Source organism: Streptomyces sp. NPDC054975, assembly GCF_053609105.1.
On sequence record NZ_JBSGWV010000101.1, the window covers coordinates 1 to 4349 of the forward strand.

Annotated in this window: 2 protein-coding genes; both read left to right on the top strand. The window is 70.5% G+C overall.

The window, feature by feature from the left end; translation table 11 throughout:
* On the top strand, positions 1-2440 hold a 2440-nt coding region (locus ACWF79_RS34655), incomplete at its 5' end, for an SDR family NAD(P)-dependent oxidoreductase (protein WP_453732159.1).
* A gap of 110 nt (positions 2441-2550) precedes the next feature.
* A partial coding sequence (locus tag ACWF79_RS34660; RefSeq protein ID WP_453732160.1) for a type I polyketide synthase occupies positions 2551-4349 on the top strand: 1799 nt, incomplete at its 3' end.

Sequence of the window (4349 nt, forward strand, 5' to 3'; positions counted from 1 at the left end):
CTGCCTGCCCGAGGACACCGACGCGTTGCTGGTTCCGGTGTTGCGCAGGGAGCGGCCGGAGGCGCAGACCGCGGTCACGGCGCTGGCACACCTGCTCGCGCAGGACGCGGTGTCGGACAGGTCGGCGTACTTCGCCCGGACCGGCGCCGCGCACACCGACCTCCCCACCTACGCCTTCCAGCGGGACTCCTACTGGCTTCGGCCCTCCGCCGGTTCCCGGCAGGGCGGAGCTGTCCGGGATCAGGAGGAAGAGCTCTTCTGGACGGCGGTCGCGGAGGCCGACCTCGACGGTCTCGGCTCCGTGCTCGACGCCGACGTGACCGAGGACGCCGAGGCTCTCGACGGTCTGCGTTCGGCCGTCCCGCTCCTCTCGGCCTGGCGCGCACGGCGGCGGGAAAGATCGGAAGCTTCCGGCTGGCAGTACCGCGTCGAGTGGCGGCGCCTTGCTGCGGAGAGCGTCGGCACGACAGCCCTCTCCGGGACCTGGCTCGTCGTGGTGCCCGCAGGTCACCGGCCCGACGAGTGGACGGATTCGGTGGCGGAAACCCTGACTCGGCACGGTGCCGACGTCCTCGTACGCCCTGTGCCGTCCCGTTCCGCGGGGCGGGCGGAGTTCCGCCGCCTGCTGCGTGAGGCCGAGGAGGCCACGGCCGCGACCGGCGGGCTGGCGGGCGTACTCTCCCTGCTCGCGCTCGACGAGGAGGCGCACCAGGAGGACTCCGCCGTGTCGGCGGGGCTCGCCGGAACCCTCTCGCTCGTGCAGGCCATCGGGGACGAGGGCCTGCGAGCCCGGCTCTGGACGGTGACCCAGGGAGCGGTGGCCACCGCCCCCGGGGAGCGGACGGCCGGCGTCCGGCAGGCGGAGATCTGGGGCTTCGGCCGTGTGGCGGCCCTGGAATGTCCGCAGCTCTGGGGCGGTCTGATCGATCTGCCGGAGGTGGTGGACGAGCGGGTGGTGCGGCGTGTGGTGGGTGTGTTGGCCGCTGGGGGTGGTGAGGATCAGGTGGCGGTGCGTGCGGTGGGTGTGCTGGGTCGTCGTCTGGTGCGTGTGTCGGGTGTGGTGGACGGGGGTCGGGTGTGGCGTCCGTCGGGTTCGGTCCTGGTGACGGGTGGTACGGGCGCGCTCGGTGCGCGGTTCGCTCGTTGGCTGGCGGCTCAGGGTGCGGAGCATCTGGTGTTGACGAGTCGGCGGGGTTTGGCTGCTGCGGGTGCTGCCGAGTTGGTGGCGGAGTTGTCGCAGCTGGGTGTGTCGGTGCAGGTGGAGGCGTGTGACGCGGCGGATCGTGAGGCGTTGGCCCGGGTGCTGGCGTCGGTTCCGGCGGATCGGCCGTTGACCGCGGTCGTCCACACCGCCGGCGTACTCGACGACGGTCTGGTGGAAGGGCTGACGCCCGAGCGCTTCGAGGCCGTCCTGCGTTCCAAGACCCTCGCGGCCCGGCACCTCGACGAACTGACCCGCGACGCGGACCTGGACGCCTTTGTGCTCTTCTCCTCGCTGGCGGGTACCGTCGGCTCGCCCGGTCAGGCCAATTACGCCGCCGCGAACGCCGCACTGGACGCCATCGCCGAGCAGCGCAGGCAGCGCGGGCTCCCCGCGACCTCAATCGCCTTCGGAGCCTGGGCCGGCGGAGGCATGGCGACCAGCGGATCCAGCGCGGTGGACGACCGGCTGAGCCGGGCCGGTGTCCTGGCCATGCCACCGGAGACGGCGATCTCCGCCCTGAGCCGGGCCGTGGGCAGCGGTGTTCCGACCGCGGTGATCAGTGACATGGACTGGGCGCAGTTCACCCGCGACCTCACCTCGGGCAGGGCGAGCGCCCTGCTCAACGAGATCCCCGACGCCGTGTCGGTCCTGCGTAGGGAGACAACCGAGACCGTCGCGAACGGGTCGAAGGACGAGCCCTCCCTCAGGGAGCAGATGGCACAACTCTCCCCGGACAAGCGGGAGACGGCGCTGGTGGACATCATCCGCACCCACGCCGCGGCCGTGCTGGGCCACGCCGACAAGCGGTCGATCCAGGCCAACCGGAGCTTCCGTGAACTGGGATTCGCGTCCCTCACTTCGGTGGAGTTCCGCAACCGACTCGGAGCCGCCAGTGACATGCGGCTCAGCGCCACGATGGTGTTCGACTACCCGACCCCTGCCGCGCTCGCCCAACACCTCTTGTCCGAAATGGAGTTGGACGCAGGCTCCTTGTCGGGGTCCGGATCCGTCGCACAGGTCGTCGCGGCCATGACGCGCCTGGAGGAAGTGGTGCTCGGGCTGACCGAGTCGGACGCGGGAGAGGGCCGTACCGAGGTCGCCGAACGCCTGCGGAACCTTCTCGTGAAGATCGACACGGCCCACGAGGGCGATACGCCCCTACCGCTACTGGACATGGAGAACGCCGAGGCCGGCGACATCTTCGACTACATCGACCAGAAGTACGGGACCCGCTGACGGCAGGCGCCGCAGCCCCTGCCGGCCTCGCCGTCAGCCCTCCGTCCACCCCCCAGCCCCCGCCCAAAACGCTCCTGCTCCGCCGACTCGAACCCGGGTGACCCCTCCACATGTCCAACGAAGCCAAGCTCCTCCAGTACCTCAAGCGCATCACGTCCGACCTGGACCAGGCGAACGACCGCCTCCGCCAGATGGAGGCCGAGGCCGGCGAGCCGATCGCGATCGTCGGTATGAGCTGCCGTTTCCCGGGCGGGGTCACGTCCCCCGACGAGTTCTGGCGGCTGATCGCCTCCGGCACCGACGGCCTCGGCCCCTTCCCGACCGACCGGGGCTGGGACCTCGACACCCTCATCGACGAGGACCCGGAACGCACGGGAACCTCCTACGTGGGCGTGGGCGGATTCCTGGAGGGAGCGGCGGAATTCGACGCGGGGTTCTTCGGTGTGTCGCCGCGTGAGGCGCTGGCCATGGATCCGCAGCAGCGGCTCCTGCTGGAGACCTCCTGGGAGCTCTTCGAGGACGCGGGCATCGACCCCACCCCGATGCGCGGATCCGCCACCGGTGTCTTCATCGGCACCAACGGGCAGGACTACGGATCCCTCGCCGCCGAGGCCACCGAAGACCTCGGCGGATACGTCGGTACGGGCAGCGCGGCGAGCGTCGTGTCCGGCCGGATCTCCTACACCCTGGGCCTTGAGGGCCCGGCGGTGACGGTGGACACGGCGTGTTCGGCGTCTCTGGTGGCGCTGCACCTCGCGGTCCAGTCGCTGAGGAAGGGCGAGTGCACCATGGCCCTCGCCGGCGGTGTGACGGTCATGTCGACGCCCGCGACCTTCGTGGAGTTCAGCCGCCAGCGCGGCTTGGCGCCTGATGGGCGGTGCAAGTCGTTCGCGGAGGGTGCGGACGGTACGGGTTTCGCCGAGGGTGTCGGGATGCTGCTGGTGGAGCGGCTGTCGGACGCGGTTCGTCATGGGCGCCGCGTGCTGGCGGTGGTGCGTGGTTCGGCTGTGAACCAGGACGGTGCGAGCAATGGTCTGACGGCTCCGAACGGTCCGTCGCAGCAGCGGGTGATCCGGCAGGCGTTGGAGAGTGCGGGTCTGACGACGGCCGATGTGGACGTCGTGGAGGCGCACGGTACGGGTACGAAGCTGGGCGACCCGATCGAGGCGCAGGCGCTGCTCGCGACGTACGGCCAGGATCGTGCGGGGGACCGGCCGCTGTGGCTGGGGTCGGTGAAGTCGAACATCGGTCACACTCAGGCGGCGGCGGGTGTGGCGGGTGTGATCAAGATGGTGCAGGCGATGCGCCACGGTGTTCTCCCGAAGACCCTGCACGTCGAGGAGCCGTCGTCGCAGGTCGACTGGGGTGCCGGCGCTGTTGAGCTGCTGACCGAGGAGCGGGTGTGGCCGGAGCAGGGGCGTCCGCGCCGTTCGGCTGTCTCCTCGTTCGGCATCAGTGGCACGAACGCACACGTAATTCTTGAGCAGGCTCCCGAAGGTGGGGTTTCGGAGGCTGAGGCTTCGGAACTGGTGCCGGCTGGGGACTTGCTTGCGCCGGTGTTGGTGTCGGGTCGGTCGGCGGAGGCGTTGCGGGGGCAGGCTTCGCGGTTGCTGGAGTTCGTGGAGGCTCGGCCTGGGTTGGGTGTGGCCGAGGTGGGTTCTTCGCTGGCGGTGACGCGTGCGGCTTTCGAGCATCGTGCGGTGGTGGTGGCGGAGGACCGTGAGGGGTTGCTGGCGGGTCTGGCGGCGGTGGTTGAGGAGGGCCAGGCCGCTGGCGTGGTGCGTGGGGTGGCTTCGGATCGTGTGGGCGCTCTTGCGTTGTTGTTCACGGGTCAGGGTGCGCAGCGGTTGGGTATGGGCCGTGGCTTGTACGAGGCGTTTCCGGTGTTCGCGGAGGCGTTTGACGCGGT